The organism is Actinoplanes sp. NPDC048791 (genome assembly GCF_040650095.1).
Classification (GTDB): Bacteria; Actinomycetota; Actinomycetes; order Mycobacteriales; family Micromonosporaceae; genus Actinoplanes.
The window spans coordinates 1-2990 of record NZ_JBEZGQ010001005.1; the positions used below are offsets into that span (position 1 = coordinate 1).

At 72.7% G+C, this 2990-nt stretch carries 3 protein-coding genes; 2 read left to right on the plus strand and 1 reads right to left on the minus strand.

Annotated features, from left to right (window positions below):
- Window positions 1-609, minus strand: a 609-nt coding sequence (locus AB0C29_RS41205; RefSeq protein ID WP_360832627.1) for an AraC family transcriptional regulator, incomplete at its 3' end; no start/stop codon positions are given.
- An 89-nt stretch (window positions 610-698) separates the two neighbouring features.
- On the opposite strand from AB0C29_RS41205, the gene AB0C29_RS41210 reads away from it, so the two are divergent.
- Together AB0C29_RS41210 and AB0C29_RS41215 are read left to right on the plus strand one after the other, a co-directional pair.
- Entirely contained in the window at window positions 699-2150 is a 1452-nt protein-coding gene (locus tag AB0C29_RS41210) for an NAD(P)/FAD-dependent oxidoreductase (RefSeq protein ID WP_360832630.1), read from the plus strand.
- Window positions 2147-2990 (plus strand): SDR family NAD(P)-dependent oxidoreductase (locus AB0C29_RS41215; protein ID WP_360832633.1); only part of this gene is annotated, 844 nt, incomplete at its 3' end. The genes AB0C29_RS41210 and AB0C29_RS41215, both read left to right, overlap by 4 nt.

Here is a 2990-nt window from a genome sequence, read left to right on the forward strand (position 1 = left end):
GGCCAATCCGCCGGGCACCCGCAGCACCGCGTCCGGGCGGTCGAAGCGCACGTCGGCGCCGAAGAACGCGGTGTAGCTGCCGACCGGCGCGAGCGGCGCGTGCGGCAGGTGCACCGAGCGCAGGCCGTACGGGCCGCCGTGCAGCAGCACGATGATCCGGTGGAACAGGCCGAGCCCCAGGTCGACGACCTGGGGTGGCAGCGGCTCGGCCTCGGTGCCGCGGTAGAGCAGGCCCACCACGCCGGGCCGGCCGGCCGGGTCCGCGATCTGCGAGACGGTCAGCGCCGGGCTGTGCACGAACAGGAAGCGGTTCGCGGTCTCCAGTGCGGCGCCGAACGTCGGCGAATTCTCGATGGCCAGGGCGAGCGGCCCGAGCACGGTGGCGTTCTGCTGCCCGGCCAGCCGCAACCCCAGGTCGGGGCAGCCCAGCTCGGCCGCGGCGGTCTCCAGGATGCGTCCGGCCGCCAATGACGGGATCACCGCGTCGTCGGAGTCCAGCGCGGGCGCGGGCACCCGGAACCGGGCCAGCAGCGCCGCGCTGTCACCGCCCAGCCCGTCCACCAGCTCAGGTAGCCCGCGCAGGGAGGCCGCCCGCACCATCGAGTCCATGCCGAACCCTAACCGCGGTGTCGCGCAGAGGTAAATGAGTGTCGCGTGAAGACAAGTCGGCCCGGTCCGCGGTGACCGAGACTGGCGCCATGGCCGAACACTTCGACGTGCTTATCATCGGCGCCGGGCTGTCCGGGATCGGCGCGGCGTGGCGGCTGCAACAGGAGCGGCCGGGCACCAGCTACGCCATCCTCGAGGCCCGCGACGCCATCGGCGGGACCTGGGACCTGTTCCGCTACCCGGGCGTGCGCTCGGACTCCGACATGTTCACCCTCAGCTACCCGTTCCGCCCCTGGCAGGGCGACCGTTCGCTGGCCTCGGGCGAGAGCATCCGCCAGTACATCCAGGACACGGCGGACGAGGGTGGCATCACGCCGCACATCCGCTTCTCCGCCCGGGTCGTGGCCGCCGACTGGAGCGCCGGCCGCTGGACCGTCCGGCTGGCCGGGGGCGAGACCCTGACCTGCCGTTTCCTGTACGCGTGCGCCGGCTACTACGACTACGCCCGGGGCCACCAGCCGGACTTCGCCGGGCTCGACGACTACACCGGCCGGTTCGTGCACCCGCAGTCGTGGCCCGAGGACCTGGACCATGCCGGCAAACGAGTGGTGGTCATCGGCAGTGGGGCGACCGCGGTGACGCTCGTGCCCGCGATGGCCGAGACAGCCGCCCACGTCACCATGCTCCAGCGCTCGCCGTCGTACCTGACCGTGCTGCCCGGGCGGGACGTGGTCGCCGACCTGTTGCGCCGGCGGCTGCCCGCCCGCGTCGCCCACAAGGTCGCCCGGGCCAAGAACATCGTCCTCTCGCAGGGCTTCTACCAGCTCGCCCGGCGCCGCCCGGAACGCGTCAAGGCCATCCTGCGCCGCTTCGCCGTCCGGCACCTGGCCGACCCGAACTACGTCGACGAGCACTTCACCCCCGCCTACCAGCCCTGGGACCAGCGGCTGTGCGTGATCCCGGACGGCGACCTGTTCGCGGCGATCAAGAAGGGCACCGCCTCGATGGTCACCGACCACATCGAGCGGTTCGTACCGGAGGGCATCCGGCTGCGCTCGGGCCGCACGCTCGAGGCGGACATCGTGGTGTCGGCCACCGGGTTGTCGTTGCTGCCGATCGGCGGGGTCACCCTCACCGTCGACGGCCGCGAGGTCGAGCCGGGCAAGAGCGTCGCGTACCGCGGGGTGATGCTCAGCGGGGTGCCGAACTTCGCCTACTGCATCGGCTACACCAACGCCTCGTGGACGCTGCGCGCCGACCTGTCGCACCGCTACGTGTGCCGGCTGCTGGCCTTCCTGGACAAGAACGGGTACGTCAGCGCCACGCCGGACGAAGGGCCCGGCAACCGGCGGCCGCTGCTCGACCTGACGTCGGGCTACGTGCAACGGGCGCTGGACCGCTTCCCGCAGCAGGGCGACAAGGACCCGTGGACGGTCCGGCAGAACTACCTGCTCGACGTGCTCACCACCCCGCGGGCCGACGTCCGCCGGGACATGACCTTCGCCCGAACCACCGCACCCGTGCTGGAGGAGATCCGATGACGCGGCTGAGCCCGTACCGTTTCCCGGGCCGGACGGCCGTGCTGACCGGAGCCGCCAGCGGCATCGGTGAGCAGCTGGCCCACGACCTCGCCGCCCGCGGCAGCGACCTGGTCCTCGTCGACCGCGACGCGTTGCGGCTCGACGCGGTCGCCGAGCGGATCCGGGCCACGCACCCCGCCCGCGCGGTCGAGACGCTGGTCGCCGACCTCGGTGACCGGGCGGCCGTGCTGAGCACCGCGGCGGGCATCCGGGAGCGGCACCCGGCGATCGGCCTGCTGGTCAACAACGCCGGGACGGCGCTGGGCGGACGCTTCGACCAGCTCGACCTTGCGCAGTTCGAGCAGGTGATGGTGGTCAACTTCACCGCGCCCATGCTGCTCATCCACCACCTGCTGCCGGCCCTGACCGCCGAGCCGGGCAGCCACCTGGTCAACGTCTCCAGCCTGTACGGGCTCATCGCACCGCCGGGACAGTCGGCCTACAGCGCCAGCAAGTTCGCGCTCCGCGGGCTCAGTGAGGTGCTGCGCGGCGAACTGCTGGAGTCGGGCGTGGGCGTGACGACGGTGCATCCGGGTGGCATCCGTACCCGGATCGCGGAGAGCGCGCAGATCGGCGCCGGAGTGCCGGCCACCGAGGTCGAGCTGCAGCAGCGGGTTTTCGCCGCCCTGCTGACGTATCCGCCGGAGAAGGCGGCCCGGGAGATCCTCGACGCCGTCGCGCGCCGCCGCGCCCGGGTGCTGATCGCCGCCAGCGCGAAGATCTCCGACGTGCTCGCCCGGCTGCTGCCGGTGAGCCACATGCGGGTGATCGGGCGGCTGACCGCCGTGGCCGGTCGCCGCG